This is a genomic window from Enterococcus sp. AZ194 (assembly GCF_051713825.1).
Lineage (GTDB): Bacteria > Bacillota > Bacilli > Lactobacillales > Enterococcaceae > Enterococcus_K.
Map to the genome: position 1 here is coordinate 3156923 of NZ_JBIOQR010000001.1, position 25275 is coordinate 3182197.

Sequence of the window (25275 nt, forward strand, 5' to 3'; positions counted from 1 at the left end):
TTAAAAACTGATTGATGAACTATTATCTTATCAAAAAAACGGGCATGAAACCAATAGCGTTATTGATTCCATGCCTGTTCTATTCTTTTACAATTGATTAACTAAACTTTTAAAAATCATTCTTATAGTTGAAAAGTCGTAAAGTCTTTTATTGTATAGGAGATGTTAAGCACAGGGTTTGAGAATAATTCTTTATTCGCCCCTGTATTATCCACCGCAATAATCTGACCAATTTTTGCTTTTGAAGCAGCTAAAATACCAGAATAGGAGTCCTCAAATACTAAACAATTCTCCGGTAAAATAGCGATATTTTTGACTGCCTTGAGAAAAATATCCGGTTCTGGTTTTCCAGGAAATGTCCCGTCATCAAAGACCACCTTATCATAATCAAACCATTGGCTCAGCTGAAATCGTTCAAAATAAAAATCAACATTTTCTTTTGTCGTCGCTGTCGCAATAGTCATCGGCATTTCCGCACACTTTAATGTATCTAATACCTCGGCCAAACCTTTCGTCAAAACGACTCTTTGTTCATCTTGGAGGCAGAGCATTCGATAATTTTTCTCTTTTTCCATTCCGAGTATGGCCACTTCACCTGCTGATAAATCAGCAGAAATGAATTTTTTTATAATTTCGTCATTTGTGCGCCCATGAATGTTAAGTAATATCTCTTGTTCAGCAATATTCTCTTTTGCATATTGCTTAATCATATGAATCCAGGCTAGTTCATGCAAATCTGAATCCTGAAACATGGTTCCATTAAAATCGAAAACAATTCCTTTTATTTCTGTCATCTATCCATTCTCACGATCAAAATTTTATTTTTTCTTATTCGCTATTAATTCTTTGTACCAACACGCACTCTTTTTTGGTCTTCTTTCCTGCGTTTCAAAATCAACATAGAAAAGACCATATCTCTTATTGTAGCCGTTTGTCCAAGAAAACATATCTTGGAAGGACCAGACGAAATATCCTTTGACGGGAACCCCTTCTGAAATCACCTTAGCTACTTCCTCTAGATGACTCTCTATATAATCAATTCTTTCTAAATCAAGTATTTCGCCATTTTCATCTGGTGCTTCTTTTTTCCCTAAACCATTTTCTGTGATATAAATTTTTTCAACATTTGAGTACTCTGCATGAATTCTCCGCAAAGTATCTCCTAACCCTTGAGGATAAATTGGCCAATCCCAATCGGTTGTTCTGAGCTCTTCTCTCAGAACTTCTTGCCCTACGCCAGCTAATTTCCGTGTAGAGCTACCTTTTGTTCCTGTTCCATTATGAATAAACTCGGACGGTCCATCATAACTTTCAACAAATTTACTATAATAATAGTTAACCCCGACAAAATCAACTTTTTCGGCAGCCTTTGCTAATTCGTCTAGCTCTTCTTGAGTCACCCGAATCATGTCTTGGTGATTATCCTTTAAGATGGCTTCCACTACTTCCAATAACTCTGGATCATAACTTCCTTTTAGGGTTCCATCCAATAAAAATTTATTTTCTAATACATCTTGTCTCTGTGCTGCTAATCGATCACTTTCTTTATCACTATTTGGATAAACGGTTTGGATTGCATGAACAACCCCGATTTCTCCAGGAATGTTCATTTCTCTAAACTGGTTTACAACTCTGGCATGCGCAAGATTCAAGTAGTGCTGTTGCTGAAAACAATGATTAAATTGGTATTTTTCTCCTGGTGGAAAGGTCCCCGTAATTCTCTGCTGTTTCGCTAAGGTAGTTGGTTCATTAATTGTAATCCAATGGTAAACTTCCTCTTGATACTCTTCAAAACAAAAAGCGGCAAAATCAACAAAGTGTGCAACCATCTCTTTGTTTAACCAATCTCCTTCAGAAAATAATGTTTCTGGTGTATCAAAATGATGCAAAGTAACGTAGGGTTCAATCCCATTGCATCTCATTTCTTTAAACAGCCGATGATAAAATGCGACTCCTCTAGGTTCTACTTCTCCATAACCTGTTGGAAAAATTCTTGACCAAGCAATGGATACTCTAAGCGAAGTAATCCCAAAATCGCGACAATTCTTGAAGTCAACTGGGTACTGATTATAAAAATCACAAGCGGGATCTGCTGAGAAGCGCCCCTGCTTTTCTAAAAAATCATCCCATAACACTCTACCTTTCCCATCTATTTTTGTTGCACCTTCAGTTTGATAAGCCGCTGTGGCAGCGCCGAGTACAAAATCTTTTGGTAATTGTATCATCTAAAAACTCCATTTCCTTTATGGTTTAATAAAAGATCGCTACTGGTTCTAGTAATCCTGATGGTTGCCGCACTTGTGCTGCTGAATGTTTCTCAAAGACTTCTTTATCTAAAGTATTCGTCACATCAATAATCAATTGATTACGCCCTTTATTCAGCCTACAATCAAAGAACTCGTAAGGCGGACAAATTCTAACCCCAAGCTTCTCACCGTTTAAGCTTACTTCAGCAATCTCATATACACCCTGTAACTCTATTTTGGCAGTCGTTATCTCTTGTTCTGAGTACCAATTAAATTCATAACGGATAGTACCGGCAAATGTCGATGCCATACATTTTGTAACATCAACTAATTTGTCTAGCTTAACTTCCTTAGTAAACTCGGGATACTCTGCAGCTTTTGCAAACGAGAGCGTTGCTTGTTCAGCCAAGACCATCTTCTTGGTGTATAATGATTCTTCTTTGACAAATGCTTCTTTTCCTGCACCCTCAAAGATCACGCACGACTCATACGCCTCTAATGACACTCGCCCATCTCTTATCTGCGTCACTCGATTGTTTAATACGTCGAAGCGATACGGATTTTTTATTCCTGGAAACGAAATTTTAGTCTCGATTGGATTATGTGGATGCTCATTAAAAAACATATAATACTCTTCTGTATCTTTTTGATAATGAACGGCCCGCAAGTAGGGTTGTTTTTTTTCTAACTGATATTCGCTAATCTCATTCTCTTGAAGATACACTTCAAACTCTTCTAAACTCATTAACTGTGTTTTTTCTTTTAGAAGGGCGCTATCAAAGTTCACTTTATTTTCCATCGTTGCTATAGGATAATCCCCTATAAAAATAACCGTCACTTCTTGACTACGACAGATAAATTGATACAGATCGTCATCGATATATTCACTATATGGAACGACTAACAAAGAGTACTCCACTCCGTTAATTTGTAATTTCTTATCTAAAACAATTGAATAATCATTCTCCTCTTTAAAGAGATCATTGGGAAGAATATCAAAATCTACCTGTTGCTGAGTCAGCACTCGTGCAGGTTTTTGACAAGACATATAGGAACCTGTCCACTCACTTTCAGCATGATAGATGACTGCCGCCTCAGCTTTAATTTGACCATCTGATAACAAAGTGGCCATCTTATTGGTATAAGTCATTAGTTTTCTAAAATAGCGAAATTGTGGATTTTGACCCTGCGCATAAAAATGAGGTGGGCAGTCATCATCCGGAAACGGTGCAGGTGAAAATGCATGCGGAACAAAGTTATTCACACCACGGATAAGTAAATGATCTAGAATCCATTTCATTAATTTCAGACCTTCATGCCACCCATATGCACCAAATACTTCGGTCATAGAATTCCCTTGTTTCTTAGGATCGATTCTAGCTAATGAAGAAGTCATTTTCCCCAATGCATAATGAAAGAATTCCCCATCCCAAACGCCACGAGCCCATGAGTGCTGTCCAGAATCCAAACCAGGAATCAACTGATTAGAAATGATATCTGAACCAGCCATGTCCTGACCAATCATAGAACGGTAGAAATGCCCAGCACCTACACCTAAACGAGCATGAGATTCTCTATCCTCGATAATATGACCGATGTATTTCACACGATGTTGCTGACACCAAGACCCCAAAGCATTACTAAAATTCTCTTTGTATAATTCTGTGACCACATCCATAAACTGTTTTCTAATCGTAGGCGTTTCCTCATTGATAAGTCTCCATAAATGAGGGATTTTCGCCATAAAGTTTTCACCATATAGGCCCCTCAATTTTTCTAAAACTTCTTGGCTCCAAGGTAAAGGCATATTCTTACCAATTAAACTATCACTTTTGAGTCCTTTTTCATTTTGAAAACCGGGTTCATCAGAGAAAAAACCAACAATTGTTTGACCAAACTCATCTGCAAACTGCTCATAATGTTTTTCATAAACCTCTTTGATTAAGATCTCGCAAGATTCTTTACTCATCATATTAATATAATCAGGGGCAACATCCGTTTCAGAGCTACTATTTAGTACATAGATATCCCAGCGTCCTTCAGGTAAATCAAAATACAGATAGCCGTCAACTACGTTATTTTCAAGTACGATTGTCTGATTCATTCCAACAGCAACAGCACCTAAAAACTCTGCAGACTTTTCTACCGGATAGGGTTGATAAATAGACAATGAAAGATTGTTGCAGGGCCCAACCACGTTTACAACATGATGTTTTAATACTTTTTTGTTTAGACCAGGATAGTTTTTAACTTTTTTATTTGCAAGCCCCGTTGGAAAATGGATGTCATCTAAAATCCAAATTCGCATTCCTCTTTTTTTAGCTTCATTTATAATTAAAGAAACTCTTTGCCACCATGGTTCTTCACAAAAACCTTCAAACGGACGAGATTCAATACAAAATTCTCGGATATCAGCGTCATATATTTTCTGAATATACTCGACAATCGTCGCTTCATCCTCTTCACTCTTTTGCCAAAAGAATGGTAAAACATGATTTTCATACTTATTTTTTAAGATATCTTCAAGCGTGTGTTTCATTATCAATTCTCCCTCGTACTTACCTCGCAATTTATTCAGCTTCGAGCTCACCTTGCTCAATGGCATAAGCTCGTTTATCTAAGACGTTAAAGAATGGATAATAAACGGCTGCTGAAAACACAAGTAAGGCTGCTTGATACAATGCTACTCGCCATCCGCCAAGTAGAAATCCTTGTAAAATTACTGGCATGCTCCATGGCAGTTGAATCCCACTCAAAATTGGTAAAATGCCAGCTTGCGTCATAAAATAAGCAACAATCGTAGAAATTGTTGGGACCAAAACGAATGGAATAATCAATACCATATTTAATACGATTGGTGTCCCAAAAATTGCAGGTTCTGCAATACTAAAGATATCTGGTACAATAGAAAGTCTGCCCAATGTCTTATATTGTTTACTTTTAGCAAAGAAAGTCATCAAAATGATGAGACCCATAATAATCCCAGCCCCGGTCATTCCTCCATATACATTGGTAAAGTTCTTCCCAATAATTTGAGTTGCTTCCTGTCCTGAAGTGACTCTATCTAAGTTTTCCAAATCAATAGATATCAAAATCGGATTCACAACTGAAACAACCACAATCCCATGAATCCCGAAAAACCAGACAAAGTTACTCAACAACCATATTAATGCGACAGCCCAAACAGAGCTTCCAATGCCTGATAATGGTGTTTGGATCACTGTAGAAACCAATTGTGGAAATGTCTCAAATGATGTTTTTTCCAAACCAATATGCACAAGTAAGAAAAGCGTGATGATAATAAAGCCCGGAATAATCGCACTAAAAGCTCGAACTGTTGCTGGTGGTACATTTTCTGGCATTTTAATCTCCATATTTTTTTCTTTCATTACAACGAATAATTTCCCTGTAATTGCACCGACAATCATTGCCATAAACATTCCCTGTGCCCCTAACCATAATGTAGGAATGGCTTTACTCCCACTTTCCAATAACTCGAAAGGGATCAATAACACAAAACTACAAACAGAAATAATCCCTGCAGAAAGCCCATCTTGTCTGAAATTACGGGCAAAATTATACGCCACAGTAAAGGTTAATAAAATACTAATAATGCCCATCGTTGTGTTATTTGGAATGGATAGATACCCTTTAATACCCGTTGATTCCAAAAAATCTAAGTATGGCTGAAATTGAATGTTTCCTAGTAACGTATAAAGTGAACCAATAATAATCGCCGGAATAACCGCAGATACACCATCCGTTATTGCCTTAATATAACTAATGCTTCCAAACTTGTTTGCAAATATCTGTACCTTGTCAATATACTTTTCCATAATACTCCTCCTAATTAAGCGTTTACAAATTCGTAACAACTGTATTATACTTTAAGTGTCGTAGTGTAAAAATGATATATTTCTTGTTGTTTTCTATCAATTTCTACGTTTTTTAGGAGGGCTCACATGAATTTCGATGAATTAGATCACTATTTAAGACAGTTTACAGAACATGAACAAGATTATTTGCGTATCATTAATTCTGGACAAAAAAATATTTTTCGGCCTACAGAAAATCACCTACAGTTATTCGACTTCAAGAAAACAAGTCGCTTTTTAGCTGTTGGTGAACATACGCATGAATATATCGAGCTAAATTATGTTTATTCAGGTTCCATCACACAAATAATCAATGATAAAAAAATTCATTTAAAAAAAGGAGACCTCATAATTTTAGATACTCAAGTAAGTCATTCAATTGAAATGCCTGGCGAAGATGATATTCTACTCGCCTTTCGTTTTTCAAAAGAATATTTTATGATGACTTTTTTCAAAGATTTTAAAACGAATAATCCTATGAGCGATTTCTTAATCAAATCCCTTTTTGAAAGTCAGAAGTACAAACGCTACCTTTATTTCAATATACTAGAAGAGACAGAACTGACTTATGTCACTAAGCTGTTGGTTATTGAGTTTTTAAAAGATTCTCAACAGTCTTTAAACATACTTCACCATTATATTTCAATTATATTTGAAAAGCTCATTCAACATTATGAAAAAAATATTCCCTCAGATACAACAAATAGCTCCGAAAAACAGACCAAGTTACGTTTTGATATTCTCCATTATCTTGATGAAAATTTCAGTGACACAAACCTTGCAGCAACCGCAGACTACTTTAATTACTCGCCAAACTATTTTAGTAATCTTGTCCGAAAGATGTTTCATAAAAATTATTGTCAGCTTCTTAGAGAGGTTCGCTTAAAAAATGCGTTAATTTTACTAGATAATACCTCATTATCTATCACAGAAATTTGCGAGCAGTGCGGCTTCTCGAATCAGAATATGTTCTACTCTCTTTTCAAAGAGAAATTCCATATGACACCCAAAAAATACCGTCAACAACTGCAGGAAAAACTTGGCTAACTCTGTCTAACAACCTTTCTGAAAGTCTGTGTTACTAACAATCAGAAACATGTTTGTTAGTAAGTTCATTTTAGAGAAACAACAAATACCCAAAATCTACAGAGAATCCCTCTGTAAATTTTGGATATTTGATAAGCCACATTTATTGCCAGAGCCGTTCCATTGAGACGTCTATGCCCTGCTCTTTTAGCGATTTGATGTGGGCCTGCAGGAGTTTTTGTCGGCCAATTGTATTCTTTGTATAGATTAGCTCACATTTTGGTGATCCCTTTTGAATTTCTTTTAGAAATGTTGTCGCTGACTGTTTAGTGCGCGCTAGCTCTTTTGGGACACAAAAATAGTGGTCGTTTATCTTCAGCAGATAACGCGCATCAAGTACCGGTCGTATAATATCCATGAATAGTTGATTATAGCATCGTTCCTCTTGATACGTAGCGTTCAATAACTGCACAGTAAATTCACTTGGACTCATCTGAACAACAACTTTTGCTTGATGACCGATATCGCCTCTTTTTTGACTGACTCTTAGTGTGGCCTCAGCTAGTTTCTCTCGTAACTGACAGGTGGTCTTCCATGTGCGCCTAGCTTTTACTCGCTCAAAATAAGTACCCAGCTGCCCTTTGCTTAACGCTTGCCAGAGCCCTAGCTTTTGGTAGTGAAGAACCGTTTCTTTTGGTTGCATAAACCCTGTAGGCTTTTCTATTCCTTTTGGCCGAATAAAGATAGGCATCGTCATTTGAGTACCAATTGCTAAGCCTTTTCTCCAAAAGTCAGCAAGTAGCTCTCGATTTTTTGCAAAAAAGAAGTTTTGTTGATTATAGTTTTCTAGTTTAACTCTCGTTACCTCATCAGGGAAGTTTAACCTTAGAATTCCCGTAGTGACACTTTCAGGAACCTGTTGATTCGAAATCCCTTCAATATAAGATAATCGCTTAATCACTGAAGCTAACTCCGGTTGCTCTTCCCAAGTAAGATCAGGCAAATACTGGCCAATATGCCAAATTGTGCTGACTGGTTTTTTATCCTTCACTCGTAAAACGCGCCCACGTAATTGTTGTACCTGAACATACGAACTTGAATTATTTCCCAAAATAACTGTATTTACTTGTCTACAATTCCACCCTTCCCCAAGTAACGCAACCGTCCCAATCACTAGTTGAAGTTCACCTAGTTCTAAAAGATTCGTCATCTGAGCAATCAGCTGCTTACGATTTTTTTCAGAGAGATTGATGCGTAAAAAGCCATGGATTCCAGCTATTTCTTGAAACGCCTCTTCTTCAAAATACGTGTGCGCAACTTTCCTTGAAACAACGAGAAAACGACCACAGATTAGCGCGATTTCAGTCTCAGCTGCTACTAACTCATGTAGCTGAAGAAATTGTGGTACCGCGCCATAATAGGCTGGATTCTCTTTGAAATCAAAGGCTTCCTCATAGATTCGATCAAACAAAATCACACAGCTCAACGCTTGAGCAAGATTCGCCTCTTCTTTGATCACAATTTGATTGATTGCTTCCATCTTTGCCACATGGCTGCCAACCAGTTTTTCTTTTGGAAAAATAGGAAATAAGAGCAATTTTTCCTCTTTCAACCAATGTTCCTTTTTTAATCGATGAAATATAGCCAATTCAGGAAATTCTCGCCACAACCATTCATATAATATAGACAGCTGCGTTTTGGAAAGAAGAGGTAGCGGTTGCTGTTTTTTAAAGCCTAAAACCTGCCAATGTTCTGACGAGAAGTCAACTTGGTTATTGTCTAGAAATAACAGCATCGCAACATAGACTTCAAACTGATCATAAATTTCATGTGTCTGAGTAAGTGGCGAAACCATGAATGGATGGCTCATAAGCGTCTGAACGACTTCCTCATCTGCCAACATTTGATCAACTATATCATTTTGTTGATTAACAAAAGCTGTATGTTCTTCTTGAATTTTAGGTTCTGCCTGAACGAAATGAATAAAATCTTGATATGGATTTAATAACTGTTGATTGATAAGCTCCGGTGTAGTTATCTCATCATCAATCAGACCATTCAACGTCATATAGGTCGTCCATTCTTCTTGGTTACTTGACAGAGGAGGGGTTGCAGTCAAAGAAATGCTGACCAGATGACTCGCTTTTTCCCTCGCTTGCCCCAACCTATCGCCCCAGACCTTTTTTAAATGATGCGCTTCGTCCAAAATAATCCACTCAAATTCTTGCAGCAGCTCAGAATTTTCTTGTAGCTGTTGGTAAACACCTTGATACGTTGCAATTGTCAGTTCTTTAGGTGAAAGAATGTCCACGCTCACAGATTCTTTAATGTACAGCTGCGCTTGGCTCGCCCACTGCTCTTTCAGTAATAAAGACGGAACTAAAATCAACGTTTTTTTCTTAAAATAATCAATTAAAGACAACCCGACAATCGTCTTTCCTGAACCTGGCGGCGCAACAAAATGATAGGTTTTTTGTTGTGGATTTGTCTTGACATAATCGAGTATTTTTTTCTGATGAGGATACAAATCGATTGTATTCATACAGCACCTCCCTCTATGTTTTGATTACAATACTTCCTTCAACAAAGGAAACCTACAATGAAAGGAAACAACTTTCTCTTTATCTTATAATCTATTAACCATTATCATATAACCTATTCACCATTTCTTCAAACTATTTTTGGGACTTATCATTCTTTCACACCACACTAAAAAAACGAACCCCCAAGTTCTCTAACAAGTCTATGCCTTTTACTTATGGAGCTAAACTATAAAAAAAAGCGTGAGACATAACTTTTTGTTATGTTCCCACGCTCCTCCCAATAAACATTGGGCACTAAAGCAACCTCTTCTTATTATTTTCTAATTACACATAAAATTAGTCGTAATTTGTGCTTGTTTCGTCTACAATGTTCAGTCGATTATGACTCTACAGAATCAGCGGTCGTTTCACTAGAAGACGCTGCTTCCGCTTCTTTTTGACTCAACTCTTTCTGCAATTCTAAATCATAATTTCTCACACTCGGTGATAGTAAAAGAATAATTAAGCAGACAAATGTTCCAGCCCCTGCAATGACAAATAATTTTTCAACTCCTAATTTATCTGCTAAAGGACCTGCTGCTAACAAGCCGACTGGTCCGGCCAAACTCATAAGAAAGTTTAAAATCCCTAATACTCGACCCAAGAATTTTGGTTCATAACTTTGCTGAACCATCGCCATAAGCATCGTTGAAAAGAAAGGTGTTGCTAGTCCTGTGATAGCATTTAAGACACCAAACAGGATAAAGCCCATTCTATTTCCCGGTAAAAGCCCACTTGGAAGCACTGTTACTGCAATAATCAGATAGGATATGAAGACTGGTTTCATCCGATTTTTCCATTGACCAAATAGACCAATACATGAGCCGCCGACTAACATTCCCACTGCATATAATACTTCAATAATCCCGGCGTCTGCTGCCGTCCCTTTGAAATAATTTATTGTCATCAGAGGATAAAGACTAGCTGCTGGCATAAAAATCAACATGAATAAGGTATTATTCAATGCTAAGTGCCATAACCCTTTGCGGCTTTTTAACATCTTTAAGCCTTCAACTGAATCCGTTAAAATATGAACCCGTTCACCTTCAGAAGGTAAGTGAGGAATCGCAACAAATAACAATAATCCAACACCCAAAATAGCACCTAACACATCAAATAAAATCAAAAAATTCATATCCATAACGGTGAATAAAAAGGCACCTAATGCTGGAGCAATAATATAATTGGCTGACTGAACCATTCCCAGTTGCCCATTCACTCGCGTAATTTCAGATTCTGGAACCATCGTTGGTAAAATGGATTGAATCGTTGGCATTTGGAAAGTTTGGGCCACTGCTCGAACAAACAAGGCTACATAAACTAACCAAAGCGGGAAACCATCAGATGTAAAACCAACAATTGCTAAAACCAAAGCAAAGATTGCCACGACCACATCTGTAATAATCAACAAGTATTTTTTATTCCAGCGATCAATTAATGGACCGACGAAGGGACTCAACACAATCGTTGGAATCATTCCCAATAATGTTGCTTGGCTAATAACAGTCGCTGAACCTGTCAGCACGGTTAAATACCAAATAATCGAATACTGCACAATCATACTCGTGATTCCTGATAAAAATTGTCCTGTTAGGAACAAATAAAAATTTCTTTTCCAATGGGATAAATCAAAGGACTTATCTACTTTACTCATTTAAAACACTCCTCAAAAAGACTTTTTTGTATACTCTTTGCCGGTCAATTTCTGAGTGTTTTCAAAAATCAACCTCTACGATTTTCTTAATCGCATCATATTTGGAATAACAACCGCAATTTTAAACATCGTAATCCCACCTTTCCTAAAAATAACGACGAAAATACGTCAAAAACTAGTATACCATATGAAAAATAGAGAAAAAACAACTTTTTTATATGACTAAGTAAAACAATTACTAGTCCGTATCTAACAGACTTTTTTGTATTAAATGGCGGTTACCTATCGATTCCTGTCTTGATTTCTTTATTATTCTTTTTCAAAAAACGCTCAGAGTGGAATGATTTAGGAAAAATCGCTTTGGTTCCTGGAATTTTTGGTGTCTATGAACCATTAATTTTTGGCTTACCCGTTATGCTAAATCCGATTTTGTTTATCCCTTTAATTGCGACACCTATCATTACAACGACTCTCTCATATTTTGCTATGGCATCAGGTCTTGTTCCTCTAACAACAGGAGTCGCCTTGCCTTATACAATGCCGTTAGTAATTAGTGGCGCAATTGTTACAAACTCAATTCGAGGAGCTATCTTGCAACTACTACTATTAATTTTATTAGCCTTTATGTGGTATGTATTCTTGAAAGTATTAGATGGCCAAAAAACACAAACAGAAAAGGAGTCACTTACTCATGAATAAAGAAAAAATGTTAGGCGCTTTATATGGTGCCGCTGTCGGAGATGCCCTTGGAGCTCCTACTGAACTGCGTAATACGGATCAAATTTTAGAAACATTTGGAGGCTATGTAAAAGAATATACGAAATCGCCGAATGATACCTTTTCAAGAGATTACCCCATTGGCACAGTCACAGATGATTTCAGCATGTCTTATTATCTGATGAAAGAAATTATCAAAAATAATGGCGCATTTGATGAACTGATTGCCAAACAAGCCATCATTAATTGGGGCGCTGATGAGCATTATTTTGATAAATTTTCAGGACCAACAACAAGAGCTGCGATTGAAAATATGAAACAAGGTCTACCAACTGATGTTGATCCATTTGGGTTGGTTAATTATAATAGTATGGCCACCAATGGAGGGGCCATGAAAACAATTCCTCTAGCTATTTTAGCCGCTGGGAATTTAGAAAAAGCCCTCGAATATACGATTGCTATGTGTAAACCCACTCACTACAACAGTAATGCCATTTCTGCAGCAGCAGCAATCTGTTGCGCGGCTACTACAGCGTTAACTGATGGCGCAACTCTTGAGGGAATTATTGAAGCCGCTTTGTGGGGCGCGCAGAAAGGAAAGGAATTTGGTAAAAAAAATCAACATATTTCTGTTGGCCCAGATATCGCCTACAAAATTCAAGAAGCAGTCAAGATTGGCGCAAGTGCCAAAGATTTTGAAGATTTATTAAAACAAACAGCAGATAAAGTCGGCACAAACTTCCTTGTTCAAGAATCAATTCCTGCCGTGTTCAGCTTGCTAACAGGCGTAAATGGTGATACAATGCAAGGAATTTATGCCGCAGTGAATGTCGGGGGCGATACAGATACCATGGCATCCATGTTAGGTGGCATTTTAGGCGGATTGAATGGCCTAGAAAGTATTCCAACTGCGTACATCAAAAAGATGCAAGAAGCCAACCAATTATTGCCTCTTCAAGCAACGATTGATGAGTTTGTTGGTTTGTATCTCTAAGCTTGCGATTAACTTTCCGAGTCCAGACCGCTCCTGTGAACGACTAATTACTTCCATTACAAAATAGAGAGGGTCAGACGACGTGCTAAACAAAAAAACAATCAAAGAGTTACCAAAGATCGAATTACATTGTCATTTGGATGGTTCCATCCGGATAGAAACCTTAGAGAAGCTTGCTGCAAAGGAAGGTCTCTCTAAAAAAAGTCTAAGTAAGGTGATGGCGCCAAAAAAATGTTTAAATTTGAAAGAGTATTTAGAAAGCTTTGAGGTTATTTTACCTCTTCTTCAAAGTGAAGAAAATTTATCAATTGCGGCCTTTGATCTAATTGAGCAAGCAGGAAATGAAAATGTTTGTTATATCGAAATCCGTTTTGCACCGTTGTTTCATCAACAAAAGGGCTTATCGATTGAACAGATCATTCAAGCCGTGGTCCAAGGCATTCGAAAAGCGCAAGAGAAATTTGATGTTCAAGCAAATTTAATTGTTTCGGCCATGCGTCATCATACCGATCAACAGAATGCCGAATTAATCGACTCCCTCAAAAAAAGCCAAAATGAAGCGATTGCGGGTTTTGATTTTGCTGGGGATGAGCAGCAAGTTGGAAACGACAAAATAAAAAGGACAACCGCTCTAGCAATTGATGCTGGACTAGGTTTAACCTTACACTCAGGCGAATGTGGCTGCGCTCAAAATGTCGTTGAGGCGATTCATTTAGGTGCAACAAGAATTGGCCACGGTGTCGCAATCAGAGAAGATATTGATGCAATGAAGCTCTGCTCAGAAAAAAATATTTTACTCGAGTTATGTCCGACAAGCAACCTCCAAACAAATGCTATTTCTGATTGGTGCGCTTACCCGCTACGATTGTTTATGACACAAAACATTGCCTGTTGTATTAACACGGATAATCGGACGGTCTCTCAAACGACACTCACAAACGAGTATCATTTACTGGCCGAACACTGTCAACTAACTGTGTCGGAGATGAAACAACTGAACGTGAATGCAGTTAACGGTTCGTTTGCTACAGCTCCTGTAAAAGCTGCCTTGATGAAAAAAATCAATCAAGCTTATCCCTCAAACTAACTCAATTACACCCCTCCTATCCGGCTGATAAAGTCAGAATAAGAGGGGTGTTTTTCTAAAATTATTCGTTCTAACAGGAGCTTCTTAATCACTTATTCAAATAAACGATTAGCGTAGCAGTGCTAAGAAAAACTCGTTCAAGTCTGCCCATTCCTTTGTATTGGTGGTCGGTTCATTTTGTGCAATTTTCTCTAAACATACAATCTCTTCTTCGATATAGTCATTTAAGGCGACGATTTTTTCTATACAATCTACTTCACTCGTCCCTTTTTTCATTTGTAAGAGCTCTGCAATAAGTGGCTTTAATTGATCATCAAGTAGTTTCTCCGCTAACTTCTCAAACTCAATTGGTGGAATCTCGTCATAAGTAATCACCCATTTGCTGGCCAAAATCGGACGCAATACATAAAAATATTTTTTAGCCTTTACATAATCCCCCTTGAGATATTCTCTGTAGTTCGAGTTTGCCATATGCCAATAATGAAACAGCAATTTTTTGGGTGAAAAATACTTCTGCAATAAAGGCTGCATTGCATCGGCCTCAGCTGTTTTCTGATAGACAATCGGGGACTGAAACCACTCAAATAACGTTGGATTAGATTTGTACAATAGTCGTAAGGCTTTTTCTATGTCCCAACCGTTGATATCCAAGACCTCATCTAACTGCCACTCGATCACATCTCTTTGCTTGTTTAATTTTAGATAATATTCTTTCTCTCTGACATATAAAAACCGAACATCATAATCGCTATCCTTAGATTCAAAGCCCCACGCTCGGCTACCAGACTCCACAGCCAAAATAATTTTGACCTTTTCTCTTTTTTCTATTTCTTTTAATTTTTCTTGAATGATTTGTCTCATCTTTTTCACCTCGGACTTTCTATCTATTTCTTTGACCGAACTCGCGGTTCTTTCTCTGTGGTTTTTTTTAATTCCGACTTATCCTTTGATAACGCCAATTGTTTTTAGTTTTTTGATAGGGACAACTAAATCCTGCTGATTAGCCATTACTTCGTCGATATTTTTATAAGCAAAACGACTTTCTTCTGCGACGTCTGCTTTTTTAACCTTTCCTAATACAACCTCTTGTTCCTTCAAATCAACAATCACTGACTCAACCGTAATCTCTTCTTTGGCTTTCTTTCTTGAATAGACACGTCCTGCTCCATGAGAAGAGGATTGGAAACTATCAGGATTACCTAAGCCTTTTACCAAATAGCTATACGAACCCATCGCTCCAGGAATAATTCCCAGTTCACCTTCACGAGCACGCGTTGCCCCTTTTCGATGGACCCAAACATTCTTGCCGTAATGATTCTCTAGAGCCGCATAGTTATGATGACAATTCACATTCAGACTATACGCCACTTCTTTTCCCAAATACTTATTAATATATTTTGAAAAAATCGCCGTTGTCTTCTCCATCATTTGTTCACGATTTTCATAAGCATAATCCAAGGCAATATTCATCCATTTGAGATAATTTTTTCCTTCTTGACTATCCGTAGGCAAAAAAGGTAACTGATTATTCTCTGGCACTCGGCTATGCCATTGCTGATTCAACTCTTTAGCCACCTTGTTAAAATGCTGACAAATTTTGGCGCCAAGATTTCGACTTCCTGAATGAATCATGATACCAATATAACCTTCTTCATCTACCTGAAACTCAATAAAATGGTTCCCTCCACCTAATGTCCCAATTTGATGGTAGCCGTTTTTTAATGTCTCTTTTGCACCCGGTAAGCTTTGATCATCTGCCATCGCCACGATTGCTTGATCAATCACCTTTGAAGGCTGCTTTTGTTTATGTAAAGAAAACCCAACCGGCACATCGCGCATGACTTGATTGACCATCAACTTAACCAATGATTGATTGTCATGGTTCACCTCTTTGATATCCTCATACGAAATATTCGTTTGAATATAACACATTCCACAGCCAATATCCATTCCCACTGCATTCGGAACTATTGTGTTCTTTGCCGCTAGCACACCGCCGATTGGCATGCCATAACCATAGTGACAATCCGGCATCAAAGAGACCCATTTAAAAACAAAAGGTAGCTCAGCCAAATTCAGCGCCTGTTCCAACACATTTTCCTCAAGCGCCCCATTTAGTAACCAAACCTTAATCGGCGCTGCTTCTTTTTCCTTCTCGTAATGTACAAACATATCTTGTTGTCCTCCTTTAACTTCTCTCTTTCTTAACTACACTCATTGTAAAATAATTGCTTGGAAGTCTCCTTAAAAAAATGTTGCGAAGATTGAGGGCCTGATTTGTTATAATAAAATTATCAACTATCGATTTGTGAGGAAACCCTATGAGTAGAGCCTTTAATGAACTAATAAAAGAATTTAACATGATACGTCCCTATGCCCGTGATTTTTATATCAATGGGTTTAAGCCGCGAGAAGAGTTCACTGAAAAAAGTTTGCGTAGTTATGACAATGAGCGTCGTCGAATTGAGAGCTATCTGGCTAGTTATGCCGTCTGGGAACAGACCGCTCAGGGAAAGATCATTCGACTGGATTTGAAACAAAACTCAGAGGATATGAATCCATTTTTTAACTTGTGGCAAACAAAAAGTTTTACCAAAAATGACATTTTTCTACATTTTGTACTTCTTGATTGTCTAGCGGAATGTGCGCAGTCCTTAACAGAGCTGACTGAACGTATTCATGACGAGTATCTGAGTCATTTTGAAAAAGCACCGACGCTCTCAGAAATTACTGTACGAAACAAATTAAAAGAGTATTGCCAATTGGGCCTGATAAAGGAGACAGAAAAAGACCGACGTATCTATTATCAATTGACTACACCTGTGTTGCTCACTAAAAAAATGATTCCGGCCTTACACTTTTTCAAGGAGGTCCTCCCAGCTGGTGTGCTTGGACAATTTTTGCTGAACCAAACGGCCCCTCAAACAAAAAGTCCATTTGTCTTTAAACATCACTTTATCGTACATAGCTTAGATGAACTGGTCGTTTTAGATAGTCTAACTGCGATTGCTCAAGGAAAGTATTTAACAATCTCTCGGACAAACAATCGCCCACTAAAAATTGCCCCTGTTTCACTCTATATCAGTACTGAAACAGGACGCCAATATTTGATTGGTTACGCTCGGAAAAATCGTTTGTCTTCATTTAAAATTGAGAACATCCAAGGTACTTCGATAGGTGAAACCATCGACAATTATGAGGAATTAAAGGATCGATTTGCTCGCGTCAAGAACACTTCCTGGAACGGCAGCTTCAACGATAGACCTTTGCAACATTTACGCGTCAGACTCTTTATTATAGAAGGAAAAGAAGACTATCTAGTCAGCCGTATCCAACGAGAACAACGTATGGGGACCCATCGACGTCTGGACTCGACCACCGTGCTTTTTGAAATAGATTTAATTGACCTTTTTGCGATTAATCCGTTTCTCCGTACATTTATCGGCAGAATTATCTCTATCGACAGTACCGATGAGATGTGGCAAAAGACGTTCATCCATGATATGAAAAAGCTGATTACCCACTATTCTGTACAAGAAGGAGGAGAGATTTGATGCATCCGTCGCTATTTCATGAAATCTACGGTGTCTATTTTGCTATTGTTAAAGAGATTCTTTCTACAAAGGAGGCCCTCACCACCGCAGATCTTGATAAAATTATTCGTACTCGCGGTTTTGGCGAATCCATTCTACAGGTTCTCCCTTCTTTACAAAACCAAAAAAATCCTTGGTTTTTATTAAGAGAAAGTGAACAGCAATGGCTACCCACTACCAAACACGCACCACAAGCAATTCAAACAACTTTAGAACGACGATGGCTCAAAACAGTCACAACTGACCCACGACTTTTATTTTTTATGTCGCCTTCTGAAATAACGGCACTTCAAGAACAGTTGAAAGAGGAAGAACCACTTTTTGATTTAGCTTCACTCACCTACTATGATCAGTTTAATCAAATTGATTCTTTCGTTGGATTGGCACAGCAGCAAGCACATTTCAAAGAATTATTAACCGCTATTCAAGAGAAAGCTTGTCTAAAAATTACTTATCAACGGCGTCAATCTGCGCCAGAAAAGGTCAGGCTCTATGTCCCTTTTAAATTAGAATACTCACCAAAAAACAACCTATTTCGAGTACGTGCTTGGCGAATTTTGCGTACAGATCGATTTGAAGTCACACTCAATCTCGACCGAATACACGCCATCCAACCCGTTGAAGAAACAAGGGATTACTTAGCTCTGCCGATCACTTCTCAGCGAAAACAAGCTGAAGTCACCTGTGTCCTTATTGATAAACGGCAAGCCTTAAAACGAAGTATGTCCCATTTTGCTGACTACCATAAGACAACGCGGAGATTAGATGAAAATCGTTACCAGCTAACCATTCAATATCACAGTGCAGACGAGACCGAACTGCTCATTCGACTTCTTTCCTTCGGTCCATTTATCACCGTCACAAAACCAGACAAATTTGTTGACCAACTCAAACAAAGACTCAACGCACAAGCAAGATGGATGGAAAACTGGGACGACGAAACTAAGGCAACATAAGTGCACAAAACAATCCTAAAAACGCTAGGCCACTGATTTTTATCAATAGGCTTAGCGCTTCTTTTATATTATATTTTTAATTTTTGTGTTCAGTTGAGTTCAATTATTAATTTTAACTAGCTCATCAGACACATATTTGTATAACACCGCATGCAAAATAGCGCTAAGATTAATGATCCCCACCAATCTTAGCGCTTATCTCTATACCAACTTTTTACTCAATCAACGACCTCAGCTCTTTCATAAACCGAGGTTTTCGACTATGTTTTCTAGTAGCAATTTGAATCATTTTTTCACGTGCACCTACTACTCCACAGCCTTCTTCCGCTTCGCCTAAAACGATTGTCAAGATTGCCATATTTCTATACTGATTACGTTGTTTTAGATTAATCAACTTATCACTCACTCGTATCACTTCGCGTTTGCACCAGTCCAAATAGGTTTCCTTCTGTTCTGTTGTTAGAATGACTGAAGACTTCCAAAGTGTAAACCGAGACTCAAAATCTCGTATATATAAGTAACGAGTAGAAGGCAACATCTGCTTTGCTGTTTTTGACATACCACCTGCACTAAGCAGAAGAAGGAAAAGAGGAAGCAGCCCTTCTATTGAAGACATTCCATACCCTAACGATTGCCACTCATGACCGGTACTTACACCTTTTTTGTTCTTTTCTTGTTCATAAACCTCATCAAACTGTTTCAAAAAGAACAATAAAATTTGTTTGTCTTGAACCCGTTGATTTACTCGAATAAAATGAAGTAACTCTAGTCGGTCTGCTTCATTTAAAGAGATTGTTAATAGAGGAAATAAATTATTTGCCTGTGGATCAGAATAAAAAGCTGTCAACCTTGCTCTATACGCGCTTTCTGGAGTACCCAATTGTTCAGCCGCTTCGACAACTCTTTTCACTATTTGACTGCGAACCTCACTTTTTTCAGGAATTTGTTGTACAGCTTCTTCCCCAACAGTTAATACTTGGTGCAACTCATCTCTTGCAAGTAAGCTCTCAATATATTCGCTATAAACCACTGGATGTGTGCTCGCAGTTTCACGGGCTAATTGATGGAGTTTATTCTCATCGTTAAACACTGAACTAATCGTAATTGCATCTAGCAACAGCCGCTCAGCAAACGGCCCGTCAATCTTCTTCAAAAGCTGAATCCAATCTACTAGAAACAGTTCTGTATCCTCTAACGGTTGAGGACCTGACATAAAAACCTCATCTAAAGTAGCAGATGCACAAATCTCTAAGGCAAAACATTCATAGAGATCTTTTGCCCGTTTTTCAGGGGGACATATTTGATAGACACAATAGAGTAGATGATTTGCTACTTGATCTAAATCTTTTTTAAATATCTTTTCATATTGTATCTCAGCAAAAGATACCTCATAATAGTCTTCCACACATGCATCATAAACTCTAAAAGACAGCGCACAACATTTCTTATACAGATTAACAGCTTCTGAAAAATGCTTCTGAAATACAAGCTGCTCAGCAAAGGCAAAAATTTTATCTATTATTCTGCCGCTACCCAAATGATCCTTATAATAAAAAGTGTCCCCTAATCCCCAACCATCACTATGATAGTCTTCTTCCGCTATAAGAAAATGATACTCTCGATTTTCTAACTCTTCAAATAAGTGCTGGCAACTGATAAGCTCCTCTTCAAGTTGTTTTTTTGTTGCATTAAGCAACTGACTCACTCTTTCTCGATTTTCTACCGGAGTCATCCGTATCAGGTTTATTAGCGTTCTCTTTGCCTCATTTTCATTCATTTTTTCGACTTTGTCTGTGGTCTCATTTAGAAATTCTCGATAATTCATTGGATCTCCTTTCTGACGGCTTTTGTTTAGTGTATCATAAATATTCCGATAAAAAAGCGATTAAAAACAACTACTTAATTACTAAGTCATGTATTAACTATTTTATCCTTATCGAAAACCTTCCATAGTGATTGTTTTATTATTGCTCAATTCAAGCAGTCGAGGCGCCGTTATTCTATTTATAAAATATAAATAGTGTTAGGAGAAGATTTGAGCATCTTCTCCTAACACTAAATGAAGGTCTTTTTTAGTCTTCAAACAAATTTGCATCCACTAGTTTGACATTCGCTGACTCTAACTGTCTAGTGCGTTCATCATCGAATACAACGTCGGTTACAATCGAGTCTATATCCTCGATACTCCCCACATTTGAAAAGCCCGATTTTGGGTATTTACCGTTTTCAAGCATTAGAATGACCTGTTGTGAATAAACAATCGCACTCTTTTGAAACGCCACATCTTCGTCATTATAGCCACTCAATCTAAGCCTTTCGTCTAAAGCCGCCCCACTCAAAAAGGCCTTGGTTACATGAATGGACTTCAGTGTTTCTATCGTATGCAGCCCAAAGGTTCCATGCTGCTCAAAATTTGTCCAACCGCCAACAAAAAATAGACGACAGCTTGTTTTTGTCTCTTTGAACGTATCATCTAATTGTGCCGCAATTTTAAATGAGGACGTTACAATGGTCAGACTATCCAATAATTCTTTATTCTTAGACAACTCTCTCGCCAAAGCCAGAGAAGTGGTACTATTCTCCAATAAAATCACATCATTTGGCTCAACTAAATGAACAGCCTTTTTCCCAATTTTTTGTTTGCTTTGACTATTGATTTGCATTCGATAATCAAAGGGTTGGCTGACATTTCTCCCTCTAGCTAAGGCTACCCCACCATGCGTTTGAAAAATCATCTTTTCTTCAGAGAGAACCTTCAAATCTTTACGTATCGTTTCACTAGAGACACCAATCGTTTCTGAAAGTTCTGCGATAGTCGCTAACGGAATGGTTGATAAGATTTCCAGAATCTTTTTATGTCTTCTTTCAATTTTAGTCAAGTATATTCCTCCTCCTACTTATCAAATTTGGTTTTCTCGCAATTAATAATATTTTGATTATGGGCAAATACATCCAGCAGCTTATCAAAATATTTTTGGTCTAAAGACTTTATTTCAAAAATATTCGTGTACAGTCTGATATCACCATAAACCTGGACATCGTATTTGATTGTCGTAAACTGTAAATTTAACTTATCTAAATCTGAACGAATTTTATCCAATGTAGATAATCCGCCAGTGTACTTAATAATTAATTTTGTTGGTACAGAAAGGTTGACAAAACGCTTCAACAAAAATAATATACTACAAATTGCTAAAAAACCAACTATTGATATTTTAACATATCCCATGCCCACTGAGATACCTAAACAAGCAACTGACCAAATAGATGCTGCTGTAGTGAGTCCAGAAATACTCCGCCTCGTGACAATAATCGTTCCTGCGCCAAGAAAGCCAATCCCAGAGATAACCTGAGCCGTCAGTCTTGCAGGATCCGCACTAAAAAAATTCGCCATCGTTGGATTAGCCAATGCATTGGCTAAAGCCTGACGACCGATTTCCGACTGAATAATCGCCACTAAAGCTGAAGACACACCTACCAAAGCATGCGTTTTTAATCCCGCATTACTTTGGCTCTTTTCCCTTTCATAACCAATTAAGGCTGAAAAAAACAATGCGAGACATACACGTAATAGAATTTCTTTTATTGACATTGTATCAATCCCTTATTTTTTACTTAACGTTAAAAATACCAAAGATTCACTAAACACTCTCTTGAAGTCCTTTTTACCTCTGCTAGATGTGTGCTATGGCCAGCACTATCTAGCAGTTATTTAGCAATTACAGAGCTCACGCATAAAAACTGCCGATACGCTCTCTCAACTTCTGTTTTTCAGCTTCCGCGAGAAACAAATAATCAACTGCTTGGAGGGTTTGGTTTTTCACTTTAGACTCATTCATCGTTTGTTTATATTGATCAATTTCCGTAAATTCTCTGGTTAGTGTTGTATTTGAAACCGTGCGATTGTCTGTGTTGAAACAATACTTTATACCCATCTCATCAAATTCAGATGTTGGGTAAGCCAGCCAATTGGCAGATGCACCTGTTTGAATATTGCAGACAGGACACATCTCTAAAATAACCTCTTTTGTTTCAGCTATCTTCATCAACGAGCGATCTTTGGCTAACGCAATGCCGTGGCCAATTCTTTTTGCGCCAAACTCAAGGGCATAACGGACATTCTCAATATTTCCTGTCTCACCAGCGTGAATGGTGTAAGGGAGTCCTACTGTTTCTGCATAAGAAAATAATTTTTGGTAATCTTTGGTTGGATACTTTATCTCATTACCAGCTAAATCGATTCCCACTATCCCATACGCTTGATACTTTTTAGCTAGACGAATCACTTCTAAGTTTGTCGCTTCTTCGTGCCCTCTCATACAACAAACAATCAAGCCTATCGAAACCGAAAAATCTGCCTCTACCTCACTTTTTGCTTGTACTAAACTTTCAACGACTTCCTCCATAGAAAAATCATCCGTTGATAAATACTTAGGCGAAAATCGGATTTCTTGATAAAGAATATTTTCTTTTGCCGCCTGATCCATGACATCCCTTAACGCAAGCTTCAATGCCGTGCGGGTATTTAAGACAGAAGTGACCAATGGAAAACATGACAAGTATTCCGTCAAATTTTGACATTTTTCTGGAGCACGGACTTTTTTTAACAGCTCCTCTTCAGTTATTTCCAGCTGAGATGAAGATAAATCAATCATTTTTTTGATCACTGCAGGTGTAATTGATCCATCTAAATGACAATGTAGTTCAATTTTTGGTGCACGATAAAAAAAATCACTCATTCTCAATTCGTCTCCTTTTTATGTTTAGCCAGCTCTAATAGACTCTGACCTATTTGAAAACTTAAAGCAATAGCCTGTTCAACATTTTCCATTGGCATTTTGGTTAGATACCGATGAATCTCCAAGTCAAAATCACCTTCATAATCGATACTTGCAAAAGCTGCCATCACCTCATCCCAATCTGTTTTTCCTAGGTAAGGCAACAAATGAATATCTTGTACATTGGTATAGTCTGAGATATGTGTCGCTTTTAAGCGGTGACCCAAAAGTTGTAAAGCCTTCGCCTGATTTTGTTGCATGATGGCGCCATGCTCAGCATCCCAACAAGCGCCCAAGCCTGGGACCGCATCAATTAGATCAACCATCTCTTCAGCAGTCGTACAATAAAGTTTTATTGGAGAAATATGACAATCCCACATATTTTCAATCGCAAGACCTACTTGATGTTGCTTGGCAAATTCACACCATTTTGTAAAAAAGCGAATGTTTTCTTTTCTCGAATCCTTGTAAGGTTCAGCTGTATCCATAACAGTTGAAGGATGCATCACTAGCCATTTTATTCCTAGAATCCCCGCTCCCTCAATACATTTTTTTAAGATTTCCTCAAAATGTTGGTGATCCACTTCTGGTCGACAAAAATCATACACCACAGCATGTCCTTGACTAAATTCAATACCCAATTCATCCGCCTTAGCTTTCACTCGATTCATGTACGCTTTCCAATTGTCCGTCATAAAGTCACTCGCATAAGTCGTTAAGTCATGGAAACAAAAATCCAATACTGTATAACCTGCTCGTTGACAAATTTCCATACATTGTAAGGGATCAACCGGCGCCTCATAGGTTCTTTCAAATAAAATATTCGTTGAAGTAGATAATCTCATGATTTTTGTCCTTTCTATTGTTGTCTGATCTTTTTTAAAGCCTCTTGGACCCCTTCGATGGCAATTCCTGTGACCGTATCATCGGCCATTGCTTGTAATTCTGATGTTGCATTTCCTACTGCAATGCCTAAAGCTGCTGCTTGAATCATTTCAGAGTCATTCTCATTATCTCCGATGGTCGCTACTTCCTGTAGATTGCCATGTAACTCATTTAAAATAATTTCTATCCCTGTTTGTTTACTCATGCCTTGGCTTACCAATTCAATACCATGCAGGCCATATCTTGTAATTAAAATTTTTTCTTTCATTCCTTCAAAATCCTCTTCAAACAAATCTATTGTTTCTAAGCTATCGTCTTTTAAAACATTTAGCTTAATGATTTCTAATTCCTGCCATTCGGCTTCTGTTGGCTTTTTTAATGGATGGTAGCTACCACGTTCGTTTCTTTTTCTCTGAGTCGCGGTATTCTCTGCCATCACATATTCTATTTCATCAATTGCGTATAAAACGGTCATGTTCGCATCTAAGGCTTTTTCCACCAGATTTCGCAGAAGACGTAAAGGAAATTTTTTTTGAAATAAGATATCTTGGCCTCTTTTGACCAAAGCGCCATTACATGCAACATAGGGCTGATTATGTAACCCTAATTCATCGAGTAACGGTTGAATTCGATAAGGTAGTCGGCCTGAAGCAAACGTAAAAAAGATGCCTCTATCTGTTGTTCTACGGACCTCATCGATAAATGATGCCGTCAATGCCTCTCTATTTTGAATCAATGTCCCATCGATATCACAGAAAATATACTTGATTGTCATCCTATCACTCACTTCCTACCAAAAAATTTTGAACTAGCTTTGCTACCAAAGTACGTTCACTGGTTGTATCACTTTTATTATAGTTTCTGAGGCTGGGACATAACTTT

Annotated in this window: 20 protein-coding genes; 6 read left to right on the forward strand and 14 right to left on the reverse strand. The window is 37.8% G+C overall.

What is annotated here, in order from left to right:
- Positions 1-122: 122 nt before the first annotated feature.
- The 4 genes from IGI37_RS14775 to IGI37_RS14790 are packed head-to-tail and all read right to left on the reverse strand — an operon-like array spanning position 123 to position 6082.
- Positions 123-785 carry an HAD family hydrolase gene (locus tag IGI37_RS14775; RefSeq protein WP_438763663.1) on the reverse strand — a complete coding sequence of 221 codons (663 nt, stop codon included), beginning with the start codon at positions 783-785 and terminating at the stop codon, positions 123-125.
- Between the two features lie 33 nt (positions 786-818).
- Positions 819-2225: a 6-phospho-beta-galactosidase gene (gene lacG / locus IGI37_RS14780; RefSeq protein ID WP_438762829.1), complete on the reverse strand. Its 1407-nt coding sequence runs from the start codon at positions 2223-2225 to the stop codon at positions 819-821.
- A 25-nt stretch (positions 2226-2250) separates the two neighbouring features.
- Positions 2251-4785, reverse strand: coding sequence for a glycosyl hydrolase (locus IGI37_RS14785; RefSeq protein WP_438762830.1), 2535 nt, complete (start codon positions 4783-4785; stop codon positions 2251-2253).
- A gap of 31 nt (positions 4786-4816) precedes the next feature.
- Positions 4817-6082 (reverse strand): PTS sugar transporter subunit IIC, encoded by a 1266-nt coding sequence (locus IGI37_RS14790; protein WP_438762831.1) that lies wholly within the window; start codon positions 6080-6082, stop codon positions 4817-4819.
- Positions 6083-6208: 126 nt separating this feature from the next.
- Between IGI37_RS14790 and IGI37_RS14795 the strand changes: the two genes are divergently transcribed.
- The gene (locus tag IGI37_RS14795) at positions 6209-7168 is read left to right on the forward strand and encodes an AraC family transcriptional regulator (protein ID WP_438762832.1); all 960 of its coding nucleotides are present in this window, start codon (positions 6209-6211) and stop codon (positions 7166-7168) included.
- Positions 7169-7310: 142 nt separating this feature from the next.
- Here the strand turns inward: IGI37_RS14795 and IGI37_RS14800 are convergent, their stop codons facing one another.
- Together IGI37_RS14800 and IGI37_RS14805 are read right to left on the reverse strand one after the other, a co-directional pair.
- On the reverse strand, positions 7311-9689 hold the full coding sequence (locus IGI37_RS14800) for a DEAD/DEAH box helicase family protein (RefSeq protein ID WP_438762833.1): 2379 nt from the start codon (positions 9687-9689) through the stop codon (positions 7311-7313).
- Positions 9690-10069: 380 nt separating this feature from the next.
- Positions 10070-11383 (reverse strand): MFS transporter, encoded by a 1314-nt coding sequence (locus tag IGI37_RS14805; RefSeq protein WP_438762834.1) that lies wholly within the window; start codon positions 11381-11383, stop codon positions 10070-10072.
- A gap of 234 nt (positions 11384-11617) precedes the next feature.
- Between IGI37_RS14805 and IGI37_RS14810 the strand changes: the two genes are divergently transcribed.
- From IGI37_RS14810 to add (IGI37_RS14820), 3 genes are all read left to right on the forward strand, one after another.
- Positions 11618-12082, forward strand: coding sequence for a PTS transporter subunit EIIC (locus IGI37_RS14810; protein ID WP_438763664.1), 465 nt, complete (start codon positions 11618-11620; stop codon positions 12080-12082).
- The gene (locus IGI37_RS14815; RefSeq protein ID WP_438762835.1) at positions 12075-13094 is read left to right on the forward strand and encodes an ADP-ribosylglycohydrolase family protein; all 1020 of its coding nucleotides are present in this window, start codon (positions 12075-12077) and stop codon (positions 13092-13094) included. The genes IGI37_RS14810 and IGI37_RS14815 overlap by 8 nt, the downstream gene beginning before the upstream one ends.
- An 82-nt stretch (positions 13095-13176) precedes the next feature.
- Entirely contained in the window at positions 13177-14181 is a 1005-nt protein-coding gene (gene add / locus IGI37_RS14820; RefSeq protein WP_438762836.1) for an adenosine deaminase, read from the forward strand.
- A gap of 108 nt (positions 14182-14289) precedes the next feature.
- On the opposite strand, the gene IGI37_RS14825 is transcribed toward add (IGI37_RS14820), so the two are convergent.
- On the reverse strand, positions 14290-15042 hold the full coding sequence (locus IGI37_RS14825) for a nucleotidyltransferase domain-containing protein (protein WP_438762837.1): 753 nt from the start codon (positions 15040-15042) through the stop codon (positions 14290-14292).
- A 78-nt stretch (positions 15043-15120) separates the two neighbouring features.
- Positions 15121-16353, reverse strand: a complete 1233-nt coding sequence (locus IGI37_RS14830; protein ID WP_438762838.1) for an RtcB family protein — start codon at positions 16351-16353, stop codon at positions 15121-15123.
- Positions 16354-16502: 149 nt separating this feature from the next.
- On the opposite strand from IGI37_RS14830, the gene IGI37_RS14835 reads away from it, so the two are divergent.
- Both IGI37_RS14835 and IGI37_RS14840 read left to right on the forward strand, forming a co-directional pair.
- Positions 16503-17735: a hypothetical protein gene (locus tag IGI37_RS14835; protein WP_438762839.1), complete on the forward strand. Its 1233-nt coding sequence runs from the start codon at positions 16503-16505 to the stop codon at positions 17733-17735.
- A complete protein-coding gene (locus tag IGI37_RS14840) occupies positions 17735-18730 on the forward strand; it encodes a WYL domain-containing protein (protein ID WP_438762840.1) in 996 nt (331 codons plus the stop codon). Before IGI37_RS14835 ends, IGI37_RS14840 begins: the two co-directional genes overlap by 1 nt.
- A gap of 214 nt (positions 18731-18944) precedes the next feature.
- Here the strand turns inward: IGI37_RS14840 and IGI37_RS14845 are convergent, their stop codons facing one another.
- The 6 genes from IGI37_RS14845 to IGI37_RS14870 all read right to left on the reverse strand — a co-directional run bounded on the left by IGI37_RS14845 (position 18945) and on the right by IGI37_RS14870 (position 25168).
- Positions 18945-20555: a hypothetical protein gene (locus IGI37_RS14845; protein ID WP_438762841.1), complete on the reverse strand. Its 1611-nt coding sequence runs from the start codon at positions 20553-20555 to the stop codon at positions 18945-18947.
- Positions 20556-20802: 247 nt separating this feature from the next.
- Positions 20803-21609 (reverse strand): DeoR/GlpR family DNA-binding transcription regulator, encoded by an 807-nt coding sequence (locus tag IGI37_RS14850; RefSeq protein WP_438762842.1) that lies wholly within the window; start codon positions 21607-21609, stop codon positions 20803-20805.
- A gap of 14 nt (positions 21610-21623) precedes the next feature.
- Positions 21624-22322, reverse strand: a complete 699-nt coding sequence (locus tag IGI37_RS14855; protein WP_438762843.1) for an MgtC/SapB family protein — start codon at positions 22320-22322, stop codon at positions 21624-21626.
- Between the two features lie 136 nt (positions 22323-22458).
- Positions 22459-23469, reverse strand: a complete 1011-nt coding sequence (gene add, locus IGI37_RS14860; protein ID WP_438762844.1) for an adenosine deaminase — start codon at positions 23467-23469, stop codon at positions 22459-22461.
- Positions 23470-23471: 2 nt separating this feature from the next.
- Positions 23472-24353: a sugar phosphate isomerase/epimerase family protein gene (locus IGI37_RS14865; protein WP_438762845.1), complete on the reverse strand. Its 882-nt coding sequence runs from the start codon at positions 24351-24353 to the stop codon at positions 23472-23474.
- 14 nt (positions 24354-24367) lie between these two features.
- Positions 24368-25168, reverse strand: coding sequence for an HAD family hydrolase (locus tag IGI37_RS14870; RefSeq protein ID WP_438762846.1), 801 nt, complete (start codon positions 25166-25168; stop codon positions 24368-24370).
- Between the last annotated feature and the right edge of the window lie 107 nt (positions 25169-25275).